Raw genomic sequence first — 589 nt, 5'->3', positions numbered from 1 at the left:
ATCATCCGTCCCGCGGGCCAAGTGCCTTCCCGGCGCCTGCGCCTCAGCTCAAACGTTAGAAGGCGCAAGATGCAGGAAGCTCCGCACCCAGCGATTCTCAATCGAGACGAGGCGATTCAAGTCGCTCAGAAGCACTTCAGCGGGCAGTTGGCCTTGCTTCAGGACTTGGCCAACTACGGCTCCAACTTGGTAGTTCGAGCATACGACTCGAGCCCCAAGAAGATGGCAGAAGTCGTTGTTTGCGGTGTGCTTCTGAAGCAGATCGTCGCCATGGTGGACGCGGTCGAAGTACTGCTTTCTTCGGGTTGCAGTCACGCTGCCTACCCCTCCACGCTGCGGTTGCTCAATCAGCACTGTCGGTTCCGATACGCGCGGCGACCCCACTCACAGTCATGGCGCCCGAATTCCCCAAGGGAGTGAGCGCGGAACCTCCCGGCGTTCGGGTCGACGTTTCTGGCGTCGTCCACGAAGGGGGCGAGTTCGAAGTAGCGAGTGTCGATGTACCTGCAGGGATGGAGCCGTTCGCTGCGTCGGTACGCGAGGCACTCAAGTGGTGGAGGTTTGTTCCTGCGGTCGATCGATCGCGGTG

1 protein-coding gene is annotated in these 589 nt (G+C 60.6%); it reads left to right on the top strand.

The window, feature by feature from the left end:
• Window positions 1–420, top strand: a 420-nt coding sequence (locus D9C15_RS33850; RefSeq protein WP_205854989.1) for a hypothetical protein, incomplete at its 5' end; no start/stop codon positions are given.
• Between the last annotated feature and the right edge of the window lie 169 nt (window positions 421–589).

The organism is Piscinibacter defluvii, from assembly GCF_004011805.1.
GTDB classification, from domain to species: domain Bacteria; phylum Pseudomonadota; class Gammaproteobacteria; order Burkholderiales; family Burkholderiaceae_C; genus Piscinibacter; species Piscinibacter defluvii.
This window is presented reverse-complemented; position numbering and strand designations above follow the sequence as displayed.